At 68.9% G+C, this 22,922-nt stretch carries 17 protein-coding genes and 2 pseudogenes; 11 read left to right on the forward strand and 8 right to left on the reverse strand.

The annotated features are described in order from the left end of the window. Positions 1 to 365 precede the first annotated feature (365 nt). From J4H86_RS08395 to J4H86_RS08420, 6 genes and pseudogenes are all read left to right on the forward strand, one after another. Positions 366 to 1,442 carry a BMP family lipoprotein gene (locus J4H86_RS08395; RefSeq protein ID WP_394356464.1) on the forward strand — a complete coding sequence of 359 codons (1,077 nt, stop codon included), beginning with the start codon at positions 366 to 368 and terminating at the stop codon, positions 1,440 to 1,442. Between the two features lie 34 nt (positions 1,443 to 1,476). Then, complete coding sequence (locus tag J4H86_RS08400) at positions 1,477 to 3,099, forward strand: ABC transporter ATP-binding protein (protein WP_236542940.1); 1,623 nt, start codon at positions 1,477 to 1,479, stop codon at positions 3,097 to 3,099. A gap of 20 nt (positions 3,100 to 3,119) precedes the next feature. Continuing rightward, positions 3,120 to 4,199, forward strand: a pseudogene (locus J4H86_RS08405) (ABC transporter permease); the annotation flags it as partial. Continuing rightward, positions 4,196 to 5,461 (forward strand): ABC transporter permease, encoded by a 1,266-nt coding sequence (locus tag J4H86_RS08410; protein WP_236542941.1) that lies wholly within the window; start codon positions 4,196 to 4,198, stop codon positions 5,459 to 5,461. The pseudogene J4H86_RS08405 and the gene J4H86_RS08410, both read left to right, overlap by 4 nt. Beyond that, complete coding sequence (locus tag J4H86_RS08415) at positions 5,458 to 5,892, forward strand: cytidine deaminase (RefSeq protein WP_269134545.1); 435 nt, start codon at positions 5,458 to 5,460, stop codon at positions 5,890 to 5,892. Before J4H86_RS08410 ends, J4H86_RS08415 begins: the two co-directional genes overlap by 4 nt. A gap of 33 nt (positions 5,893 to 5,925) precedes the next feature. Then, complete coding sequence (locus J4H86_RS08420) at positions 5,926 to 7,197, forward strand: thymidine phosphorylase (RefSeq protein WP_236542942.1); 1,272 nt, start codon at positions 5,926 to 5,928, stop codon at positions 7,195 to 7,197. 479 nt (positions 7,198 to 7,676) lie between these two features. On the opposite strand, the gene J4H86_RS08425 is transcribed toward J4H86_RS08420, so the two are convergent. From J4H86_RS08425 to J4H86_RS08435, 3 genes and pseudogenes are all read right to left on the reverse strand, one after another. Beyond that, positions 7,677 to 7,874 carry a helix-turn-helix domain-containing protein gene (locus J4H86_RS08425; RefSeq protein ID WP_236542943.1) on the reverse strand — a complete coding sequence of 66 codons (198 nt, stop codon included), beginning with the start codon at positions 7,872 to 7,874 and terminating at the stop codon, positions 7,677 to 7,679. A gap of 8 nt (positions 7,875 to 7,882) precedes the next feature. After that, positions 7,883 to 9,549, reverse strand: a pseudogene (locus J4H86_RS08430) (phospho-sugar mutase). Between the two features lie 52 nt (positions 9,550 to 9,601). Beyond that, complete coding sequence (locus J4H86_RS08435; protein ID WP_236542944.1) at positions 9,602 to 10,399, reverse strand: purine-nucleoside phosphorylase; 798 nt, start codon at positions 10,397 to 10,399, stop codon at positions 9,602 to 9,604. 161 nt (positions 10,400 to 10,560) lie between these two features. Between J4H86_RS08435 and J4H86_RS08440 the strand changes: the two genes are divergently transcribed. Together J4H86_RS08440 and J4H86_RS08445 are read left to right on the forward strand one after the other, a co-directional pair. Then, positions 10,561 to 11,247 carry a hypothetical protein gene (locus tag J4H86_RS08440; protein ID WP_236542945.1) on the forward strand — a complete coding sequence of 229 codons (687 nt, stop codon included), beginning with the start codon at positions 10,561 to 10,563 and terminating at the stop codon, positions 11,245 to 11,247. A 325-nt stretch (positions 11,248 to 11,572) separates the two neighbouring features. After that, positions 11,573 to 12,550: a glutathione S-transferase family protein gene (locus tag J4H86_RS08445; RefSeq protein ID WP_236542946.1), complete on the forward strand. Its 978-nt coding sequence runs from the start codon at positions 11,573 to 11,575 to the stop codon at positions 12,548 to 12,550. A gap of 40 nt (positions 12,551 to 12,590) precedes the next feature. On the opposite strand, the gene J4H86_RS08450 is transcribed toward J4H86_RS08445, so the two are convergent. The 3 genes from J4H86_RS08450 to J4H86_RS08460 are packed head-to-tail and all read right to left on the reverse strand — an operon-like array spanning position 12,591 to position 15,800. Continuing rightward, the gene (locus tag J4H86_RS08450; protein ID WP_236542947.1) at positions 12,591 to 14,105 is read right to left on the reverse strand and encodes a tripartite tricarboxylate transporter permease; all 1,515 of its coding nucleotides are present in this window, start codon (positions 14,103 to 14,105) and stop codon (positions 12,591 to 12,593) included. A gap of 5 nt (positions 14,106 to 14,110) precedes the next feature. Beyond that, entirely contained in the window at positions 14,111 to 14,818 is a 708-nt protein-coding gene (locus tag J4H86_RS08455) for a tripartite tricarboxylate transporter TctB family protein (protein ID WP_236542948.1), read from the reverse strand. Beyond that, positions 14,808 to 15,800 (reverse strand): tripartite tricarboxylate transporter substrate-binding protein, encoded by a 993-nt coding sequence (locus J4H86_RS08460; RefSeq protein WP_236542949.1) that lies wholly within the window; start codon positions 15,798 to 15,800, stop codon positions 14,808 to 14,810. The genes J4H86_RS08455 and J4H86_RS08460 overlap by 11 nt, the downstream gene beginning before the upstream one ends. Positions 15,801 to 16,243: 443 nt before the next feature. Here J4H86_RS08460 and J4H86_RS08465 point away from each other — a divergent pair, with 443 nt between their 5' ends. Next, positions 16,244 to 17,113 carry an isocitrate lyase/PEP mutase family protein gene (locus J4H86_RS08465; RefSeq protein ID WP_236542950.1) on the forward strand — a complete coding sequence of 290 codons (870 nt, stop codon included), beginning with the start codon at positions 16,244 to 16,246 and terminating at the stop codon, positions 17,111 to 17,113. Positions 17,114 to 17,186: 73 nt separating this feature from the next. Here the strand turns inward: J4H86_RS08465 and J4H86_RS08470 are convergent, their stop codons facing one another. Together J4H86_RS08470 and J4H86_RS08475 are read right to left on the reverse strand one after the other, a co-directional pair. Next, positions 17,187 to 17,873: a GntR family transcriptional regulator gene (locus J4H86_RS08470; protein ID WP_236542951.1), complete on the reverse strand. Its 687-nt coding sequence runs from the start codon at positions 17,871 to 17,873 to the stop codon at positions 17,187 to 17,189. 307 nt (positions 17,874 to 18,180) lie between these two features. Next, entirely contained in the window at positions 18,181 to 19,254 is a 1,074-nt protein-coding gene (locus J4H86_RS08475; RefSeq protein ID WP_236542952.1) for an SRPBCC family protein, read from the reverse strand. Between the two features lie 1,085 nt (positions 19,255 to 20,339). Between J4H86_RS08475 and J4H86_RS08480 the strand changes: the two genes are divergently transcribed. Beyond that, complete coding sequence (locus tag J4H86_RS08480) at positions 20,340 to 20,735, forward strand: STAS domain-containing protein (RefSeq protein WP_236542953.1); 396 nt, start codon at positions 20,340 to 20,342, stop codon at positions 20,733 to 20,735. Between the two features lie 161 nt (positions 20,736 to 20,896). After that, complete coding sequence (locus tag J4H86_RS08485; protein WP_236542954.1) at positions 20,897 to 22,726, forward strand: gamma-glutamyltransferase family protein; 1,830 nt, start codon at positions 20,897 to 20,899, stop codon at positions 22,724 to 22,726. The last annotated feature ends 196 nt before the right edge of the window (positions 22,727 to 22,922 follow it).

Genomic DNA, 22,922 nt, shown 5'->3' on the forward strand with positions numbered 1-22,922 from the left:
ATCCGGACATTAATTCCCATACACCCCACAAGCCCCGAAATCACGTTCCGGTACATTCGCACTCCGGACTCATGATGATCATGAACCGTGTTGATTCCGACAAATTGGACATTGGGTTCGGAGTGCAACAACGGTGTACTCTTTCGTCAGCCATTGCCCTAGACATCCATGATCACGGCACCCCCGTACGCCTTGTGACCACGTGACACCAGATACCCGGGTAACGGCCGTTTCGTGGCGCTCTCGCATTGATAACGAAGAGTCGCGAGTGGTTGGTAACCCCCTTCCCGCACGTTAGTGTCCCGCTGAATGAGTGGGCTGACTTTCACCGGGACCGCGTTCCGCGGCACCGAAGGGATACAACCGTGAACAACAACAAGAACGCGATGTTCGGCATCGCCGCGACCGCGAGTGCGCTCGCGCTCACCATGACGGCCTGTTCCAACGGTGACGACTCCGGTGACGACGGAGGAGGTGGCGAGGCCGGTGATATTCGCGTCGGCCTCGCCTACGACATCGGCGGTCGTGGCGACCTTTCGTTCAACGACGCGGCCTACGCCGGGCTGGAACTCGTCGAATCCGAAATGGACGTCGAGATCAACGACGTCGACGCGGCGGAGGAAGAGACCGACTCCGACAAGATGAACCGGCTCGAACTCATGGCCGACGAGGGCTACAACCCCGTCATCGCGGTCGGGTTCGCCTACGCGGACGCGATCGCGGAGGTCGCGCCGAACTACCCCGACGTGAGCTTCGCGATCGTCGACGAGAACATGGAGGAGCACGAGGCCGCGGAGACCGAGGACCTGAGCAACATCTCCAGCCTCATGTTCGCCGAGAACGAGGGCTCCTTCCTCGCCGGTGCCGCGGCGGCCCTGTCCTCGGAGGCCGACCACATCGGCTACGTCGGCGGGGTCCAGGTGCCGATGATCGAGTCCTTCGAGGCGGGGTTCGTCGCGGGCGCCCAAGAGGTGAACCCGGACATCGAGGTCGAGAGCGCCTACGTCAGCCAGCCTCCGGACTTCAGCGGATTCCAGGACCCGGCACGTGGCGGATCCATCGCCGACGGCCAGATCGACGCCGGCGCCGACGTGATCTACCACGCCGCCGGTGGCTCGGGAATCGGCGTGCTCGACTCGGCGGCGGAGAACGAGATCAGCTTCATCGGTGTCGATTCCGACCAGTACCTCACCGCCGAGGACGAACAGCAGGAATTCGTGATCACCTCGATGATCAAGCGGGTGGACACCGCGGTGTTCGATTTCGTCGCGTCGGTGGCCGACGGCACGGTCGAGGGCGGCGTGACGCGTTTCAACCTGGAGAACGACGGCGTCGACCTCGCGGACACCAACGAAGAGGCGTACGCCGAGTTCGCCGACGAGATCGAAGAACTGCGCCAGCGGGTTATCGACGGCGACATCGAGGTCCCCACCGAACCCTGAGGGAATCACCGAACCCCAAGGAAATCCCCACCGGATGAATGACAACACCTCAGGCGGGGCCGACGAAACGTCGGCACCCGCCGTGGAAGTTCGGGGCATCGGTAAACGGTTCCCCGGTGTCGTCGCGAACGACGACGTGACCTTTTCGGTGACCCGCGGAACCGTACACGCCCTGATCGGCGAAAACGGCGCCGGTAAGTCGACGTTGATGAAAATCCTCTACGGGATGCAACGCCCCGACACCGGAAGCATCGCGGTCGATGGCGAGGCGGTGAGTTTCTCCTCCCCCGCCGACGCGATCACCCACGGAATCGGAATGGTCCACCAGCACTTCATGCTGGCCGACAACCTGACGGTGCTGGAGAACGTGGTCCTGGGCGCCGAACGGCTGCACGGCATCGGCGCACGGGCCCGCGCCCGGATTCGGGAGCTCTCGGATTCCTACGGGCTGGGTGTCCAGCCTGACGAGCTCATGGCCAACCTCGGTGTGGGCGCCCGGCAGCGGATCGAGATCCTCAAGGTTCTCTATCGGGGCGCCAGGATCATCATCCTGGACGAACCCACCGCGGTCCTGGTCCCCCAGGAGGTCGACGAGCTGTTCGACAACCTGCGGGAGCTGCGGCGGGAGGGCCTGACCGTCCTCTTCATCTCGCACAAGTTGGACGAGGTGCTCACCGTCGCCGACCGCATCACCGTGATCCGGCGGGGCACCACCGTGGACACCGTGGTGCCGGAAAACACCTCCGCTCGGGAACTCGCCGCCCTCATGGTGGGTGGTCAACTGCCCGTCCCCGAGCTCCGCGAGTCCACTGTGACCGACGAGGTCGCCCTGGACGTCCGTGACCTACGCGTCGCCGCTCCGGACGGACGCCCGGTGGTCGACGACGTCACCCTGCGAATCCACAAGGGCGAGATCGTGGGCATCGCGGGGGTGGAAGGCAACGGCCAGGGTGAGCTCGTCGAGGCCATCATGGGCATGCGCGCCATCGCCGGCGGTACCATCCGGTTGGGGGACCGAGAGGTCACCCACTGGTCCACCCGCGACCTACGGTCCGCGGGCATCGGGTTCATCCCCGAGGACCGGCACAGGCACGGTCTCCTGCTGGAGTCGCCACTGTGGGAGAACCGGCTGCTCGGTCATCAGGTCGAGCCGCGGTTCAGCGCGGGCCCGTTCCTGCGTCGATCGGCCGCCCGGGACGACGCCAACCGGATCGCCTCCGAGTACGACGTTCGAACTCCGAACGTCGACGTCCTCGCCGACACACTCTCCGGCGGGAACCAGCAGAAGTTCATCGTCGGTCGGGAGATGAGCGGCGAGCCCCTTGTGCTCCTCGCCGCCCATCCCACCCGTGGCGTCGACGTCGGTGCCCAGGCCGCCATCTGGGACCAGCTTCGACAGGCACGCCACCAGGGCCTCGCTGTGCTACTGGTGTCCGCTGACCTGGACGAGCTCATCGGCATGTCCGACACCCTGCACGTGATCCTGCGCGGCCGCCTCGTCGCCCAGGTCGACCAGCGGACCGTGACTCCGGAGGAGCTGGGGTCGGCCATGAGCGGCGCCCGGGTGTCATCGGACGCCGCCGACGAAGCCACCGCCAGCGACGCTCGCGGCGATGTCACCGCGGTCGACGACGATGACGACGAGGAGCGGTCATGAAGCGGTACCTGGTTCATCCCGCGGTCCTGACCGGCGGGGCGGTCGCCTTCGGCCTCCTGATCGCTCTCTGCGTCACCTCGCTCGTCTTCCTCGCCAGCGGCGTCAATCCGGGGGTCGCGTTCGGCCGCATGCTGGAACACGGCACGAAACCGAACGTCGTCGTCACCGTGATCAACGGCGGGACCACGCTGTACCTGGCGGGGGTCGCGGTCGCGATCGGATTCAAGATGCGGCTGTTCAACATCGGCGTGGACGGTCAGTACCGGCTCGCCGCCATGCTGGCCGCGGTGATCGGCGGCTACCTGACCCTCCCCCCGGTTCTGCACCAGATCGTCATCGTCCTCGCCGCCATGGCGGTCGGAGCGTTCTGGGCCGGGCTCGCCGGGCTGTTGAAGGTCACGCGCGGCGTGCACGAGGTGATCTCGACGATCATGCTCAACTTCATCGCCACCGGCATCGTCGCCTACCTGTTGCACGCCGACCGGCTCGCCGAACGGGCCGGCAACAACGTCCGCACCCCCATCATTCCGGAGTCGGGCCAGGTCGCCGGGTTCCCCGGGGAGATGTTCGGGTTGGCGACGCCGCGCCCCGTCTTCGGGCTGGTGCTGCTCGCCGCCGCCGTGGGCGTGGGCTACTGGCTCCTGCTCAACCGGACCCGGTTCGGCTTCGACCTCCGGGCCACCGGGCAGTCCGCCACCGCCGCTGAGGCCAGTGGAGTCCCCGTCCGACGCATGGTGTTCATCTCCATGCTCATCTCGGGAGCGATCGCCGGGCTGGTGGGCATCCCGCAGCTTCTCGGCGAGTCCCACACCTACTCGCTGGACTTCCCGGCGGGGCTGGGCTTCACCGGGATCGCCATCGCCCTGCTCGGCCGCAACCATCCCGTGGGCATCGCGGCCGCAGCGTTGTTCTGGTCGTTCCTGGACCAGTCCGCGTCGGTCCTCACCATCGACGGCATCCCCCGCGAGATCGCGGTCATCACCCAGGCCGCGATGGTGCTCAGCGTCGTCATCGTGTACGAGGTTGTCCATCGGTGGGCCCGCAGGTTCCAGCAGGAACAGGTGAGCTCCCAGCTCGACCGCTCGGAGGCGCAGGCATGAGCCAGTGGATGGGCGACGTCACCGCACGCTCCCAACCGGCCACCACCTCGCGGACCTGGACGTGGTGGCGGATCGCCGTACTGGTCTTGGCGGGGTTCATCGCGGTCGCCGGGGTGCGAGCGATCACGGGCGAGCACGCGCTGACGTCCAGCGGCACGATCCGGGCCCTGATCCAGGGGGCGGTGCCGATCGCGCTGTGCGCGCTCGGGGGGTTGTACGCCGAGCGCGCCGGGATCATCAACATCGGCCTCGAGGGCATGATGATCGTGGGGACCTGGACCGCCGCCTACGCGACCGTGGTCACCGGCAGCCCCTGGCTCGGGCTGGTCGGCGGGGTGGTCGGCGGGATGCTCGGTGGCCTGCTGCACGCGGTCGCCACCGTCACCTTCGGCGTCGACCACATCGTGTCCGGGGTCGCGATCAACATCCTGGCCCTGTCGGCCATGCGCTATTTGGCGATCCAGTTCTTCCTGGACATGGAGGGCGGCGGCGCGGGCCAGTCCCCGCAGCTTCCCGGTTTCCCTCGCATCACCATCCCAGGAGTCGACCTGATCCTCGGCCCGGTGGAGGCCACGCGATGGTTCCTGGTCTCCGACTTCGCGGCGCTGGTCATCGGGCTCACGACGTCGATGTCGGTCGTGACCCTGCTGGCGATCCTGCTCCTCCCGGGCAGCTTCTTCCTGTTGTGGCGCACCAGTTTCGGTCTGCGCCTACGCTCCATCGGGGAGAACCCCGACGCCGCGGAGTCCCTGGGCGTCCCCGTGTACACCTACAAGTACATCGCCCTGCTGATCTCCGGGGGCATGGCCGGGCTGGGTGGCGTCTTCCTCGCCATGGTGGCCGCCTCCGGGTATCAGGAGGGCCAGACCGGGGGCCGCGGATACATCGGCCTCGCGGCGATGATCTTCGGTAACTGGCGGCCCACCGGCATCGCCATGGGCGCCGGCCTGTTCGGCTACACCGAGGCCCTGGCCGACCGTGGCGCCGGGGAAACCGTCAACGCGCTCCTCCTCGTCATCGGGATCGCGTTGCTGGCCGTGGCGGTCTTCCAGGTACGCCGAGGAAAACCGGTCGCCGCCGCTGTCGCCGTCCTCGTGGCGGCCGGCGCGCTCACCTGGTTCTTCACCTCCGACACGGTGCCGCAACAGTTGGTGACATCGACGCCGTACATCGCGACAATGCTGGTGCTCGCCCTGGCGGCACAGCACCTACGGCCGCCGGCGCGGGTCGGGCGTCCGTGGCGACGGGAGAAGAGCTCTTGACCACCGACAAGGTCGACTGGCCGGCGCTGCGCGAAACCGCCGCCGAGGTCATGGCACGAGCGTACGCCCCCTACTCGGGTTTCCGGGTGGGGGCCGCCGCGGTGGTACACGACGGCCGGGTCGTGACGGGGTGCAACGTGGAGAACGCCTCCTACGGCGTGGGCCTGTGCGCGGAGTGCGGTCTGGTCTCCCACCTCCACGCCTCCGGAGGTGGACGTCTGGTGGCGCTGGCGTGCGTGGACTCCGCCGGATCGGCCCTGCTTCCCTGCGGCCGTTGCCGACAGGTGCTGTTCGAACACGGCGGGACCACCCTCCTCATCGACACGCCGGAGGGACCGCGCCCGCTGGGCGAGCTGCTGCCGATGGCGTTCGGCCCGCAGGACCTGGACCGTCCCCACCCCGACACGGTGTCCCCCGACACCGCGTCCTGACCCTGAACCCGCGGACCCAACGGTCGGAGAAGCATGGACGTCATCGACATCATCGCGACCAAGCGGGACGGCGCGGAACTGTCCCCGGCACAGATCGACTGGGTTCTCGACGCCTACAACCGTGGTGTCGTCGCCGACGAACAGATGGCGGCCCTGGCGATGGCGATCGTGTGGCGCGGGATGAGCCGCGCCGAAGTGGGTCGGTGGACCGCGGCGATGCTGTCCTCCGGCGACCGGCTCGACTTCACCGACCTGGACCGACCCACGACGGACAAGCACTCAACGGGCGGTGTCGGCGACAAGATCACCCTGCCGCTGACCCCCACCGTCGCGGCGTGCGGGGGCGCGGTTCCGCAACTCTCCGGGCGCGGACTGGGCCACACGGGAGGCACCCTCGACAAGTTCGAGTCCATCCCCGGCTGGCGTGCCGATCTCTCTCCCGAGCGGATGCGCCGGGTCCTCACGGAGGTCGGTGGGGTCGTGTGCGCGGCCGGGTCAGGTCTCGCGCCGGCCGATCGCAAGCTGTACGCGCTGCGGGACGTCACCGGGACCGTGGAGTCGATCCCGCTCATCGCGAGCTCCATCATGTCGAAGAAGCTGGCGGAGGGCACGCGGGCCCTGGTCCTGGACGTGAAGGTGGGCAGCGGCGCGTTCCTGCCGGACGTGGAGTCGGCGCGCGCACTGGCCCGCACCATGGTGGACATCGGTACCGACGGTGGAGTCACCACCGTGGCGCTGTTGACGGCGATGGACACCCCGCTGGGTCTTCAGGTCGGCAACGCCCTGGAGGTCGCGGAGGCCGTGGAGGTACTCGACGGTGGCGGACCGAGTGACGTGGTCGATCTGACGGTGCGCCTGGCCCGAGAGATGCTCGCGGCGGCCGGACTGGCCGCTGCGAAGGACCCGGCCGAGGCCCTCCGTGACGGCTCGGCCATGGACGTGTGGCGTTCCATGGTCGCCGCCCAGGGTGGTGACCCGGACGCACCCCTGCCCGAGGCCCCGGAGCGGTCCCAGGTCCTCGCCGAACGGTCGGGAGTGGTCACCCGCGTCGACGCCCGTGCCGTCGGCGCCGCCGCCTGGCGTCTGGGAGCGGGCCGGGCTCGCAAGGAGGACCCCGTCGCCCACTCCGCGGGCGTCACCCTGCACGCCAAACCCGGCGACACCGTCCGCCAAGGCCAACCCCTCCTCACCCTCCACGCGGAGTCCCCGGAGCTCATCCCCCACGCCGCGACGGCGCTGGACCAGGCCGTCGAGATCGACGGCCCCACCGAGCCTCTCCCGCTCGTCATCGACCGCCTGGACTGACGGCCTCTCCCGTCAGGGAGCGCTTTGCGGGCACTCCGGCGAGGTGGTGGCGGTCGCCCCCGCTGGGGCGGCTTCGCGATGATGGCCCGGCGGAGGACTCGAGCTTAGGCTCGCACGGCCATCCGTGACGGGCATGGTTGGCTGTTCGAAAGGATCGACGCGGGCGAAAACCCATCCCCGCTGTCGCGAGCCCCACGCGCCCCCAAAACTGAGCGGTTCGAGAAACACGACTCGGGTGGCGGGAGACACGATCCCGGGCGCTGGGGTGGGGATCGTCTCGAGTCACGTCGCTGTTCCCTGGGGCCCGCCCGTGTCAGACGGGAGCGGAGCCCGATCCCTCGCGGGGGGTTGGACCCCCTGTGGAGCGCCCGGCTCCCGAGGGGCACCGGGGGCGAGTGCCGCGCGCTGGCTCCCGGTGGAGCTCGGTGCGGGGCGGGGCGTGTCCACTGGGTGGGAGTTGCGGGCGGGCCCGGGGCGCCTCATCCGTCGTGCCGCGGCGCGCCGCGCTGGGCCTCCAACCACGCGTCCAAGTCGCCACGGGCGATCCGGATCCTCCCACCCGGTGTGCGCAGGACGCGCGGCCCCTCGCCCAGCCTGATCCACCGGTAAACCGACGAGTCGTGGACGTCGAGTAGCGACGCGACGTAGCCGACGGTGAGGAACTCCTTGTCATCCACCGGAGACTTCACTCTCCCCGATCCAACAGCTCAACGACCGCGTCGCGCAGGGCGGTGAGGTGCCGGGCCCCCTCCTCGCGGGCCGCGGGAACGTCGTCCGGGGCGTGGATGACGACCTCGAGGTAGACCTTGAGCTTGGGTTCGGTTCCGGAGGGGCGGACGAGCACCCGAGCCGTGACCGGGCCGGAGAGGCGGTAGCGCAGGACGTCGGAGGGCGGCAGGCCCCCGAGGCCGTGGGTGAAGTCGTCGACCGCGTCGACGTCGAAGTCACCGATGGTGGAGGGTGGGGCGGCCCGCAGCCCGCGCATGAGGGCCCCGACGCTCGACAGGTCCTCGCCCCGTCGGGAGACCTGGTCGGTGAGGTGGAGCCCGAAGCGGCGCGCCTGGTCGTCCAGGAGGTCGATCAGAGTACGACCGGACTTCTTGGCCTCGGCGGCGATGGAGGCGACGGCGAGTGCCGCGCTGATGCCGTCCTTGTCGGCCACCGGACGATCGGTGTCCGACCCGATGCAGTAGCCCAGCGCCTCCTCGTAGCAGAAGACGTTGCGCTCCCGCTCGTCCCCGGCACGAACGAGCCACTTGAAACCGGTGAGGGTCTCCACGGCTCGCGCACCGTAGGCGTGCGCGATGGTGGGGAGCTGGCTCGCGGAGACGATCGTGGTGGCCACGACCCGAGGGCCGGTGGTGTGTCGCAGCACGTGTTCGGCGAGGAGTGATCCCACCTCGTCGCCGGTGAGGCGTCGGTGCCCCGGGACGGCGACGGCGAGCCGGTCGGCGTCCGGATCGTTCGCGAGTACGAGGTCACAGCCCTCGGCCTCGCCGAGCTCCGTCACGAGGTCCATCACGCCCGGTTCCTCGGGGTTGGGCATCGGAGCCGTGGGGAAGTCGGGATCGGGCCGGAACTGTTGGGCGACCACGACCGGGGCGGGGAACCCAGCTCGCTCGAAGGCTCGAGGAACGTTCGTCCGCCCACACCGTGGAGTGGCGTGTAGGCGACCCGGACCTCTCGCTCGCCGGTCAGCGGCAGGGCGACGACGGCGTCGACGTAGCGGTCGACGACGCGGTCGCTGACGACCTTGCTGTCGCGCAGCGGCAGCTCGTCGACCGAGTCCACCTCGACCGCGTCGATCGCCGCGGAGATCTCCCGGTCCGCCGGCGGCACGAGCTGGCTTCCCGCGTCGGGACCGGTTCCCCCGACATACACCTTGTAGCCGCTGTCCTGAGCCGGGTTGTGGCTCGCCGTGATCATCACGCCCGCTTGGGCCCGCAGCGCGCGAACCGCGAAGGCGAGCACCGGGGTGGGGAGGGGGCGCGGCAGGAGCAGAGCGGTGACCTCCGCCCCGTTGAGAACGTGCCCGACGTCACGGGCGAAGTCCGCGGAGCGGTGGCGGGCGTCGAAACCCACCACGGCGTAGGTCTCCGGGCCCATCCACCACGCGAGTGCGGCGGTGACGCGGCGCACCATGAGCCGGTTCATCCGGGTGGGGCCGGCACCCAGCTCTCCCCTGAGTCCCGCGGTTCCGAACTCCAACCGGCCCGCGAAGCGCTCCGTCAGCTCCGCCCGCGCGGCGGGATCATGCGCCGCTGCCGCGACGAGGTGTTCGAGTTCACCCCTGGTCCGCGGATCCGGGTCCTGTTCCAGCCATTCCTGTGCCTGCTCAACGGGGTCGTGCACCGTGCCAAACCTCCATCGCGCCCGGTGTTGCGTGGACGGTGTCGGGAGCCGACTAGATCCGGTCGACGATCGCGGTCAAGAGCTCCCCGACGTCGACCGCCGCGTCCCTCCCGGCCGCGAGAACCTCGGCATGGTCCAGTGGCCCGTCGGCCAGTCCCGCGGCGACGTTGGTCACCAGGGACAGGGCCGCGACGTCGGCCCCCGCCTCCCGGGCCGCGATGGCCTCCAGCACGGTGGACATGCCCACGACGTCGGCGCCGAGGCCGCGGAGCATCCGGATCTCGGCGGGGGTCTCGAAGTGGGGGCCGGGCATGGCCGCGTAGACCCCCTCCACCAGCTCGGGGCGGGCCTCCTTCGCCCGTGCGCGCAGGATGGGGCTGTACAGGTCGGTGAGGTCCACGAACTTCGCGCCGACGATCGGGGACCGGCCGGTCATGTTGAGGTGGTCACTCACCAGGACCGGTTGCCCGATCCGCAGATCGTCACGGAGTCCACCGGCGGCGTTGGTCAGCAGCACCGTGGTGGCGCCCGCCGCGACCGCGGTCCGTACCCCGTGCACCACCGGGTCCACGCCGTGTCCCTCGTACAGGTGGGTGCGTCCCAGCAGCAGGAGCAGGTTCTTGTCACCGCGCCGAACACTGCGCACGGTACCGGCATGGCCCTCAACCGACGGGGGCAAGAAGCCCGGCAACTCCGCGTTGGGCAGCTCGACTCCCGCCGCACCGAGCGCGTCGGCCGCCAGAGACCAACCGGAGCCCATCACGAGCGCGACGTCGTACCGCTCGACGCCTGTCCGGTCACACAGCACCTCTGCCGCGGCGCGGGCGGCCTGGTAGGGGTCGTGGCTCACGCGTGCCTCTCCTCGGGATGGTGGTGTCGCCGCGCCGCCCAGGGGCTGACCCGGAGAACGGTCGGACTCAGTCTTAGCAGATTCTCCGCCCGAGGGCCTGGGCCCATACCGGACATCGTGCTGTCAGGATAGGGAGTGGGTGGAGAGACGAAGGGGGCGACGTGGCCGAGTTCCGGATCACGACCGAGGACACGGACAGTCTCGACGCACGACAGCTCGCGACTGCCCTCGCTGAGGCTCAGGGGTGGCCTCGGGACCAATTGCGTGTCTGGCACAACGGTGCGCGCGAGGTCATCGTCACGGTCGACGAGACACTACTGCACACCTCCCGGGCCGATCCGCTGCACGAGCCCGCGCATACCGGCAGTGCCCGCCACGACGCGTGCGAGTTGATCAAGATGCATCCGGCGGCGGCGAGCTCCTTGCGGCGGGTACCCTTCGAACTCCTCCGTGCGCAGGTCGACGGGTTCCTCCTCGCCGGCTGGACTCCCGCCGATGTCCTGCACGCCCTCAGCTACACCCGGGCGGGGGTGCCGTGGGAACAACCCGCCGGCAGCACCGATGTGGAGTGGCTCCGCCACCGGCTGGCCGACTGGCGTCTCCCCGAGGGCGACATCGGTCCCTCACCCTCCCAGGAGGAGGCCGCGCTACGTGTGATCCACCGATCGGGGTTGCCCACCGGGATCGGACGTCCCCCAGAGGAACACCAACGCACCGGACGCGTGGCACGAGCGGACACGGTGCGCGCCGCGGCCGACGACGCCCGCCGCCTGATCCGGCTCAACACGCGCACGACCAGCGACACCCTGCAGCACCAGATGAGAACAGGGGACAACATCCGCCGGTAGGAACATTCCCCGACGCGATTCCCCAACGACGTTTCCCCGCCCGGCCAATCCTGGAGCCGATGCGGCCCCGCCGGTTGCCGCTGTTGGTGGTGGGCCACCCCAGGGTCAGTGGCTCGTGGGAGGCCCACCGGCGAAGTCCTGGATTCCGCCGCTCCGCACCGCCCGGGCGGCCCTCCGCCACCGTCGCGCCGACGTCCCGGGGCCGGTGTCGGACGGCGGGCGACGCAGCACGTCCGCCGTGCTCGGCGGCGGGGGCGGACCGATCCGTACACGGCACCGGGAAAACACGAACTGACCACCCGTGCCCGGGTGACAGGATGGGCCCATGAGTCCCGACACCGCTGACACGGAACCCAGGTCCTCGGGAGAATTCGTACGCTCCCCCAACCACTTCGCGAGCCGGATCACCGCCGACGGCTCGTCCGGCTGGCCGGTGGAAGCGGGTCGCTACCGCCTCGTCGTCTCACACGCCTGCCCCTGGGCCAATCGATCGGTCATCGTCCGCCGCCTACTCGGCCTGGAGGACGCGATCTCCCTGGCGGTCGCCGACCCGATCCAGGACGAGCGGAGCTGGCGGTTCACCCTGGACCCGGGAAACGTCGATCCGGTCCTCGGGATTCGGTTCCTCTCCGAGGCCTACTACGCCGCCAACCCCGACTACACCGGTGGGATCAGCGTCCCGGCGATCGTCGACGTCCCCAGCGGGAAACTGGTCACCAACGACTATCCGCGGATCAGTCTGGACCTGAGCACCGAGTGGAAGGCGTTCCAGCGGCCAGGTGCCCCCGACCTCTACCCCGAGGCACTGCGTTCCGAGATCGACGCGGTGAACGAGGGCGTCTTCACCGACGTGAACAACGGCGTCTACTTGGCGGGCCTGTCCCGCGGTCAGGAGGCGCACTCACGGGCCTACAGGCGCCTGTTCGACCGTCTGGACGCGTTGTCGGAACGCCTGGCCGACCAGCGTTACCTCGTGGGTGACACCATCACCGAGGCCGACGTCCGGTTGTTCACCACGTTGGTCCGGTTCGACGCGGTGTACCACGGTCACTTCAAGTGCAACCGCTCCAAGCTCACCGAGATGCCGGTGTTGTGGGCCTACGCTCGGGACCTCTACCAGACACCCGGTTTCGGCGACACGGTCCACTTCGACCACATCAAGCGGCACTACTACCAGGTACACACGCACATCAACCCCACCGGGGTCGTGCCGGAGGGGCCGGACCTCTCGGGTTGGGCCACGCCGCACGGGCGGGACTCGCTGGGGGGTCGCCCCTTCGGAGACGGAACTCCGCCGTCCTGAGGGGCGACCACTCCCTGCGGCCCAGCCAACCGCGCGTCGACTAGTGCGCCGACGGGGCGGTCGTCCTCTGGCGCTTCTTTCGCGCGTTGCCGATCGCCCCGAGCGCGACGATCGCGACTCCCAACACGAGGAATGTCAGCGTGAGTGGGTCGACGAGCATCGATCCGAGTTCGCCGTTGTGCAACAGCAGCCCGCGACGGAAGTTGCGCTCCATCATGCTGCCGAGCACCAGGGCGATCACGAACAGCGTGGGTGACATCCCCACGAGTCTCATCACGTAGCCGATCGCGCCGAAGACCAGCACCATTCCCGCGTCCGCGATCGAGCTGTGCAGCGAGAACGCCGACAGGACCGCGATCGCGAGGATGAGTGGGTAGAGGAACCGGGTCGGCACGTCCAGGATCTTCACGAACAACGAGATGAACGGCAGGTTGATCGCGACGAGCAGGACCGTGCTCAGGTAGAGGGACGCGATCACGATCCAGGCCAGGTCAGCGTTCTCGGTGAAGAACCCCGGACCGGGCTGCAGGCCGTAGGAGACCAGGAACGCCAGGAGCACGGCCGCGGTGCCGGAGCCCGGGATCCCCAACGACAGCAAGGGAACCATTGACCCGGTGGCGCCGGCGTTGTTCCCGGCCTCGGGAGCGGCGACCCCCTCGACCGCGCCCCTGCCGAACCGTTCTGGCGTCTTGGACAGCCGCTTCTCCATGGAGTAGGAGAAGAAGGACGCCAGTGTCGTACCCGGCCCGGGAAGCACACCGGCGAAGAATCCGGCCAGTGACCCGCGCAAGATGGGGCCGCGAATCCGTCGACGGTCCTCCTTGTTCGGCCAGAAGCCGCCGGTCGCCGCGACTCGGTCCTTGGTCCCACTGCTCCCGGGACGCATGTTCCAGAGAATCTCGCCAACGCCGTACAGACCGAGGATGGCGACGATCAGGTCGACACCCTCCAACAGGAAGTCCTGCCCGAAGGTGAACCGCTGCACCCCTGTCTGCAGGTCGATGCCGATGGTGCCGACGATGAGGCCCAGCCCCATCGCGAGCAACCCCTTGAGCGGCGAGTCACCGACGAGGGTCGAACTGAGCAACAGTGCGAAGACGATGACGCCGAAGAACGCACCGGGGCTGAAGGCCAGCGCCGCGCTCGCGAGGGGCATCGCCAGGAACGTGAGGCCGATGATGGCGATCGAGCTGCCACAGAACGACGCGATCGCGGTCACCACCAGTGCGGTGCGGCCACGTCCCTGCCGTGCCATGGGATAACCGTCGACCGTGGTCATGATCGCGCCCGCGTCACCGGGGATGTTCAGCAGGATCGCGGCGACGCGCCCTCCGAACTCGGCCCCCAGGTAGATCGCGACCATCATGACCAACGTCTGCTCCGCCGGCAGGATGAACGCCAGCGGGATCAGTAGCGCGATTGTGGTCGACGGACCGAGGCCCGGAATCACCCCGACCAGGGTCCCCGCCAGACACCCGATGGCGATGGCGAGGAGGATCGCGGGGTCGCTGAAGATGTCGGCGAAGCCCGACATCAGGAAGGAGAGTGAGTCCATGTCCCCTACAGACCTCCGATCCCGAGCACGCCCGGTGGAAGGATCACGTTGAGCACCTCGCTGAAGAAGAGGTAGAAGACGAGGGCGGAGGCCAGGCCGAATCCGAGTGGGACGAGCAGCCGCACGCCGCGGTACTGCCCGGGCTTACCGACGACGAACACCCCCACGGCGACGAACAGCGCCATGGCGGGCAGGAAGCCCAGGATCGTCATCATGACCACGTAGGCGACGCAGAGGACCAGCATGATGACGTGCCGGTAGCGGCGCCAGCCGGCGTCGTCCTCGGTGGTGTCGGGGTCGGTGGACGCGCCGTCCGGTTCGGCGGTCTCCCGCGCGACAGCCACCGTCCCAGCCGGTGGCTCCCCCTCGAGCGTGGGTTCCCCGGCGTGCACCGACTCGGTCGACTCCCCGGTGCCCGTGCCCGCGGGTACGTCACCTTCGGGCCCGGGCGCGACGTCGTCGTCTCCGACGGAGGTGCCGTCATCCACCGGCGCGCGCCAGATGGCGACCGCCTGCTGGATCGAGTAGGCGACGCCGAGCACGAGCAACGCCACACCCAGGAAGTAGGGAAACGTCCTGAGCGCGCCGTCGTCCGGCCCACCGCTCATGGGGCTCTCGATCATGGAGGTGGCCAGCAGGTAGCCACCGGAGAGAACGATCGCGAAGAGTCCCAGCGCGAGGTTCTTCTTCTCCTGCGGCCACTCAGTCCTCATCGCCGTCCAACACCGCCTCGGCCTCGGCCCGTTGCGTCGCGATGGTCTCGGCGAACTCGTCGGGTCCCTCGAAGTCGGTCGTCAGCTCGTACTGGGTGACGAGTTCATCCCACTTGTCGGTCTGGGTCACGCTCTCCAGGGTTTCCACCCACCAGTCCAGGGTGTCCTCGGGCATGTCGGCCGGACCGAACACGCCGCGCCAGTGGTCGACGCTGTAGTCGAGCTCCATGTCGTTCCAGGTGGGGATATCCGCCAACTCGTCGGGAACGGTCTCGTCCGCGCTCGCGCTCAGCGCGAGCAACCGCACCTCGCCCGCCTCCACCTGGTCGGCGACCTCGGAGTAGCCGGTGGACGCGATGTCCACGTGCCCCCCAACGAGGTTCGCGGTGAGGTCACCGCCCTCCTCGAAGACCACGATGTTGAGGTCGTCAGGGTCCTCGACGCCGGCTTCCTCGGCCGGACGCACGATGTTGAACTGGTCGTTCGAAGGGAGTGTCCCCACCCCGAACGACACACTGCCCGGTTCCTCCGCGAGCTCGTCCAGCACGTCCTCGGCCGACTCCCACTCCGAGTCCGCGGGGACCGCCCACACCAGGTACTCGGTGGTCAGCTTCGCGATCGCGGTGAAGCTCTCCTCGTCCATGTCGGTGGTTCCGGTCAGGTGACTGAGGAACACCCGGTTGGACTCGACCACCACGCTGCGTCCGTCGTTGGGCCGGTTCAGCACCGCCGTTCGCGCCGGGTTCCCGCCGCCACCGCCGATGTTCTCGATCCGCGGCGTCACGGGCGAGAGGTCCTCCTCGTCCATCAAGGACTGTTCGACCATCCGTGCCTGGATGTCGAGACCTCCGCCCGACTCTCCCGCGGCGATCAGGGTGAGGTCGCCGCCGGCGGGGAAGTCGCTGTCGGCACCGCCGACACCCTCCGAACACGCGGTCAGGCCCGTGAGCGCGAACGCCGAAACGGTCGCGCCGGCTGACATGAGGATCCTTCTGTTCATCTGGGCTCCGATCATCAGTGCGGGGACACGCGGATCCACACCGTGGTGCTGGGGTGTGCGCACGGAGCTGAGGTCGCTGGGGGCAACCCGCGTGCATACAAGTAGACATCAGAATCAACCCAAGGTCGTGGCCGTGTCAAGAGTCACGTCTGAATCGAACACATCTCCCGACGCACGGACCATCGCGAACACCGTGCGGCAGAACACCCCTGACCGGCGCCAACGAAAGCCCCTCACGACACCGGACCACCGACGCATCAGGGACTCCCGCCCACGTGCAGCCGAGTCCCAACACGTACGGAACCAGCGACGACACTCCACGTCGCATTTGTGTATACATGTATGGTCAGGATGACGGTTGGTGCGCACCAGGCTGTCGACGAGTCCCCCGCTGATCGCGACGAGGAACCGAAAGGTCATCACCGATGCCAGAAACCGAGGCCCCCACACCGACGCGTCTCCTGCGGGAACGGCTCGAGCACGGGCCGCTCCTGGTCGTCCCCGGGGCGGCGAACGCCCTGGCCGCGCGGGTCATCCAGGACACGGGATTCGAGGCGGTTTACGTGACCGGCGCGGGCGTGGCCAACACCTTCCTCGGCGCGCCCGACGTCGGTCTGGTGACACTCACCGAGGTCGCCATGCACGTCGAGGCGATCCGGGACGCGGTCGACCTCCCCCTGATCGTCGACGCCGACACCGGGTTCGGCAACCCGCTGAACGTCCGGCGCACGATGCGGGTCCTCGAACGGGCGGGCGCCAGCGCCATCCAGCTCGAGGACCAGACGAGTCCCAAACGCTGTGGACACTTCGAGGGCAAGGAGGTGATCAGTGTCGCGGAGATGGAGCACAAGATCACCGCCGCCGCCGAGGCTCGCGACCGAGGAACGCTCATCATCGCCCGCACCGACGCCTACCCCATCGAGGGCTTCGACGGTGCCGTGGAGCGATGCCAACGCTACGCGGGGGCGGGGGCGGACGTCACCTTCCTGGAGGCTCCCCGCACCAAGGAGGAAGTCCTGGCCGTCCCCGCACGGGTGAACGTTCCCCAGGTCGTCAACTTCGTCGAGGGCGGAAAGACGCCCTACGTACCCCTCGAGGAACTGGAGTCCTTCGGTATCGCGCTGTTCGCCAACGTGGCCCTCCAGGGCGCCATTCTGGGCATGCAGAACGCGCTGAGCACTCTGCGCACCGCAGGACTGGGTGAGGAGATCCGGCCGACCCTCGCCCCCTGGACGGAGAGGCAGCGCATCGTCGCCAAACCGGAGTTCGACGCGCTCGAGCGACGCTACTCCTAGGCGACCCGAGCGGCCTGCCGCGTCGACGCATAATCTCCGCGGTGACCATAAGGGGTGGGCCTCGGCCCGCCCCTTACTCGTCTGTCGCCCCGTCAGACGACGGGGCGAGCCGCTCACCCGCCGACGTCAGCGCTTCGGCACAGGCGCTCTCGACGTGGAGACGCATCTGGTACTCGGCGCTGGCGCCGGACCGCGCCGCGATGGCCTCGAAGATGGCCCGGTGCTCCACGATCGCGGCCCGCCGCCGCCCCTGGCTCTGTGTGGTCAGGTTCCGGTAACGCTGGATATGGCCACGGATCTGTTGGAGCAGTTGTGAGACGCGGCGGTTCCCGGCGATGCGCGCGAGCGCGGCGTGGAACTCCGAGCCCAGGCGCACGACCTCACCCGCGTGTTCGATGAGTAGGGACATCTTCTCCATCAGGTCCCGGAGTTCGGTGATGTCCCGCTCGGTCGCGTTCTCGGCGGCCTCCCGAGCGATGACCCCCTCCAGCACGGAGCGCACGGTGTAGAGCTCACGCAGGTCGTCGGGGTCCAGGCTCCGGACGAACATCCCACCGGTGGGTCCCTGTTCGATAAGGTCCTCGCTGAGGACCCGGTTGAGCCCTTCCCGGACGGGGGTCCTGCTCACACCGAGGTCCGCGGCGAGCTCCACCTCACTTAGCCTGGTTCCCGGCGCCAGCGCGAGGGAGATGATCTGATCTCGGAGATGCTGGTAGACGAACTGTGCTCCAGAGATGCGCCGTGCCCCAGCTCCCGCCATGGATGTTCGCCCTTCGATCCGTGCCGCTCATCACGCGAACCGTCCGGAATCCCGAGCCCGGGCCGGTGGGGTCCTCGGACCGCAGGGACCTCGACTTCCGTAGTGGCCGCGTCCCAAGTCAGCGTGTGCCTCGCACTGGTGTCGACTTGTATACACCCCCCACTGTAGTCGCCCGTCCCACCCGGCGCGCGACTTTGGCCGCGACCGGACGCCCCGACCTCACCCGAACGACGACGTGAGTGTGGCGCCCGGCCCGTGGCCACGCGGAACTCCGGACATCGTCGACCAAGACGACGGCACTTCTGACTCAGATGATCACCAGAACGATCACGATGACGATGAGGACCGCGATGATGGCGATCGGCACCAGGGAACGTGTGACCGACTCCCCCGCGGTGTGCACCAGGTCGATCGGTTCGGGCTCCGGTGAGTCGATCTTGCGCCTCCGCGTCGCGTCGTCGGTGTCCGTGCCCTCACCACGTGGAGGCTCCGTACCCGACTGATCGGACCCGGTGGAGGACTCCTCCTCCAGCTCCTCCGGCGTTGGCTCTCGCTCCGACTCGGTCGCCCCGTCTGGTTCGGCCTCCGCACCGGAGGGGGGCGTCTCACCGGACGCCGCGTCTCCCCGCTCCTGGTCCGTCTCGCCACGCTCCGCGGCCGATTCCGTCGGGCCGATCGTCTCCCCGCTGGTCGGGGACTCCGGAGTCTTCGCCGCGGCCGACGCGGCGCTCTCCTCGCCCGGGTCCCCCGGTTCCGCGGGTTCCGTCGGCCGTCCGGGGGGCGAAGTCGCGGTGGGGGGCACGGTGGTGTCGGCCGTGGTGTCCACCGACCGGTCAGGCTCGTCGGGCCCAGTTGCGTCCTCCACCGGCGCTCCTGCCGCCGGAGCGCTCGCGGCGGCCACGGCGTCTCCCGCACCGGCGTTTGGAGGTCCCGACTCCTGGAGTCGGGACTCCAGGCACTCCGCGAACTGGGTCAACAGCTTCGTGCTCACGTCGGCCACCGCGCTTCGGCCGAACTGGGCGATCTTTCCCGAGATCGTGAGGTCCGTGGAGACCGAGACAGCCGTCGATCCCGGCGTCTCGCCCGGCGTGAGCCGCGCGGTGATGGTCGCGGACGCGATCCCCTTGCCACCGGTGTCCTTTCCGCGCGCGTTGATCACCGCACGGTGGTCCTCGGCGTCACGTTCCTGGAACGACGCCTCACCACGGAACCGGGTTTGGATCGGACCGAGCCGCACGCGGACCTCCCCATAGTAGGTCTCGTCCTCGACCTCCGTGAGCCGCGCCCCGGGCATGCACGGTGCGATCCTCTCCAGATCGGTCAGCAGGTCCCACGCTTGGTCGATGGGGCGACTGACACTGAACGTGTTCTCAATGATCATCGTGCTCAGTCCTCGGCTCCCTGTCCGCGGCCCTGTGTCCTCAGCTCCCCGAGAAAGGGCCTCTGCGTGATCCGTGCCCCGTAATCCCCCCGATGCCACATCCAGCACCAGACGGTCGGGCAAAGGGCATCCGAGCGACGACTCCCCGCGCCCGATCGACACGGCCGCCGTCCCGCGAAGACCGCCCCAGCGGCGACGAACGTCGGTACCGCGCCGGAGGCACGCTGGGGACGGAACCCCGGCGGTCGACACCGGGACACATGCCCCGCCGCGTCGGGAACCCACCGCGTGGGACCCACGGGTGAGGGCGGGGAGACGCGCCAGAGAAGGCGATGAACGTTATCGGTCCCGAGGGCACCTCCGGTAAAACTTTTCGCCAAAAGATCGTATTGATCATGTACGCCTTCCTCCGACCCCCGAAGGTGTTCCAGCGTCGATTCTGGGAATGTGAACGACCGATGGCCCCTGGGGCCGAGAGACGTTCTCTCTCCCCCACGCCCAACGACCCAAGGTCCGGCGTGACCGGACCCCGTTCCGCGATGGCTATATCGGTCAGTCATACATCGCACGCTAGCGCCGACCTAAACTGGGTACACGTGACAATCGGCGCCGGAGTCCGCGCCGACGACCAATGATCATCCGACTCGGTGGCCACGGTCGGCCGTTCCACGATCCGACGTCCATCGGTGATGCTCCGAAGACACGGGCCGGTCGCCAACCGATCAATGGGGCACGCGGCCCTCAAGGGGCCAACCAACACCACTCTGACCAGGGAAGAAGCTGTGGAAACCACGGGCGACGTCGGTGAAGGGACACGCGGGTGGGCCCCGCGACGCGCCGATGCGGACACCTGTGGCGAATAGGCCCTCGAGGGGAATGGGCCCCCGCTGTGGTGGCATATCCCAATCCGCCACGGCCCGCATTGAGTAACAGGATTCGGACCCAAAAGCGTTAGAGTATCTCCGGCCGACGGCGCGATGGCCGGAAGTTTAAGGATTTCATACATTCCACCCCTGTCGCTTCGTTTCGCTGTTGACTAGCATGCCGGTACGCCAAACCCCGAGTCCTTGTGGGAGAGGGAGAACGTGGGTAGCCCAGACACGGAGCGGGAGGGCTTCGCGTGTCGTGGCGCGACTGTCGTCGCACTACACGGAGAGATTGACATCGCCTCCGCCGATTCCGCTTACCACGCCGTATCCGACTGCGCCGTCACTGACTGCGCGGTCGTGGATCTGTCCGACGTCCAATTCATCGATGCCAGTGGGGTGGGAGCGCTGATGCGACTGCTGCGCGACGCGACACTGGCCCGGCGCCACCTGTACCTGGCGGCGCCAACACCCCCGGTGGCGCGCGTTTTCGCCGCCCTCGACCTCGCTGACACCTTCGAGATTCACCCCAGTGTCGAGTCCGCCGCGACGGCACACCCGGTGCGCCACGTCTCCAGTGCCACCGGGCCACAACGCTTCCGGTGGAACTCATAGCCCCAGCGCACCGCGGACCGCCCGCGGATCCACCACACCACGTTCTTCCGTACCCACGTCGTGTCGCCGCAGCTCACTGAGCTGGGGACGTCGCTGCGTGACGCGGGGACGACATAACGGGATATCGTCGGGGATGACGCGACTCAAGCCTGGGAGTGAGTATGCCCGCGCCATCCCCTCAGCCCGAGCTCACGACCCGTCCGGAACTGCGTGGCCAGTTCGGCATGGTCAGCTCCACCCACTGGATCGCGACCGCGGTCGGGATGGCGATGCTGGAGCGCGGTGGCAACGCCTTCGACGCTGCCGTCGCCGTGGGTTTCACGCTGCAGGTCGTCGAGCCGCACCTCAACGGTCCCGGCGGCGAGGTGCCCATCATCATGCAGCGCGCGGACGGTCCGCCGACGGTGGTGTGTGGGCAGGGCACGGCGCCCACCGCGGCGGATCCGGCGGCCTTCGGCGACCTGGGACTCGTCCCGGGGACCGGGGTGTTGTCCGCGTGCGTTCCGGGGGCGTTCGACGCGTGGATGCTGCTGTTGCGGGACCACGGAACCCTGCCCCTGCGGGAGGTCCTCTCCCCGGCCATCGGGTACGCGCGCCGTGGCTACCCGGTGCTCCCACAGATCGCGGGGACGATCGCGAGCGTCTCCGACGTCTTCACCGAGTGGTGGCCGTCTTCGGCCCAGCTCTGGCTGCCCGGCGGCCACCCTCCGGCGCCCGGGTCCCAGCACCGCAATCCCGCGCTCGCGGACACCTATCAGCGGATCGTCGAGGACGCTGAGTACACGTCGCGGGCTCGGGAGGGCCAGATCCAGGCGGCGCGTGCGCTCTGGCGCGAAGGTTTCGTGGCGGAGTCGATCCTCCGCTTCCTCGCCGAACCCCAGACCGACGCCGCGGGCGTACCACAGCGCGGTCTCCTCTCCCGGGACGACCTCGCACGGTGGGAGGCCACCTACGAACGCCCCGTGAGCGTCGACTACGGCGACCACACCGTGCACAAGACCGGACCCTGGGGACAGGGCCCGGTCTTCCTGCAACAACTACGGCTGCTGCACGAGTTGGGAGTGGACACCCTCGACCAGACGTCCGCCGACTTCGTACACACGGTCACCGAGGCGGCCAAACTCGCCTTCGCCGACCGGGAGGCCTGGTACGCCGACCCCGCGTTCGCGGCGGTCCCCCTGGAGACGTTGCTGTCACAGCGGTACGCCGCCACCCGGGCGAAACTGGTCGGCGCGCGGGCCTCGGACGAGTTGCGCCCCGGAAGCCCCGACGATCAGGCCCCGTTCGTCATCCCACCGCGTCTACTCGGCGAGACCGACGTCGCCGCCGGAGCGACCGGAGAACCCATCACCGGTACGGTTCCGCTCCCGAGCGGAGGCCTGCCGGGAGTAGGCGGACGACGGGACGGCGACACCTGCCACTTCGACGTGGTGGACGCGCGCGGCAACATGGTGTCGGCCACTCCCAGCGGGGGGTGGCTGTCCAGCTCCCCCACCATCCCGGACCTCGGCTTCGCCTTGGGCAACCGGGCCCAGATGTTCTGGCTGGACCACAGAGCCCCGGCTGTCATCGCCCCGGGCAAGCGCCCTCGTACCACCCTGAGCCCCACCCTGGTCACCCGCGCGGGCGAGGGGGTGTTGGCCTTCGGCACGCCTGGTGGCGACCAGCAGGACCAGTGGAGCCTGACCTTCCTGCTCCGGGTCCTCCACGGCGGCATGAACCTGCAGCGGGCGATCGACGCTCCCATGTTCCACACCAACTCGTTCCCGAGCTCCTTCTATCCGCGCGAGATGTCCCCGGGAGAGCTCGTCGTCGAGTCCCGCTTCGGCCCGTCGGTCGTGCGCGACCTGGAGCGACGCGGCCATCGGATCACTGACGCCGGCCCGTGGGCCCTCGGCCGCCTCGCCGCTGTTGCACGCGACCCCGAGACCGGCGTCCTGCGAGCCGGCGCCAACCCCCGGGGCAACCAGGGCTACGCCGCCGGGCGTTAGGTCGTGTCTTGTTGGTGCCGTACCCGCCCGTCGCCCGCCACGACCCTTGTGGGGACGTGCTTCGCACGGCTGCCCCCTATGGAAAGCGGTCAACTGGGGGCCGCGCGGTAGAACTACGCGCCCGCACAACACGGCCCAGGTGTCGACCGATGGGGTGGGGCCACGCGGTCGGCCAACCGAGTCGCGCGGCTCCAAC

Origin of the sequence: Spiractinospora alimapuensis (genome assembly GCF_018437505.1) — a bacterium.
Lineage (GTDB): Bacteria > Actinomycetota > Actinomycetes > Streptosporangiales > Streptosporangiaceae > Spiractinospora > Spiractinospora alimapuensis.